Here is a 209-nt window from a genome sequence, read left to right on the forward strand (position 1 = left end):
ACATTGCCTGTGTTCTCTACTGTAATCGTATAATCTATTGTATCATCTAATAAACCTGCCGCTCCTGCTGATGTAATTACACCATCGGTCGTCTTGGTTACTGTGAGTTCTGGGCAATCAACACTATTTAAAGTAATAGGATTGATAGATACCGCAAGACAAGTTGGTGTTGCTTGGTATCTAACCGCAGGTGTATATGTTGCTGGTGG

Annotated in this window: 1 protein-coding gene; it reads right to left on the minus strand. The window is 41.1% G+C overall.

Annotation, left to right across the window (positions count from 1 at the left end; translation table 11 throughout):
• On the minus strand, positions 1-209 hold a 209-nt coding region (locus Q0822_RS18270), incomplete at both ends, for a hypothetical protein (RefSeq protein WP_299126408.1).

The organism is uncultured Winogradskyella sp., assembly GCF_947496485.1.
GTDB lineage: Bacteria > Bacteroidota > Bacteroidia > Flavobacteriales > Flavobacteriaceae > Winogradskyella.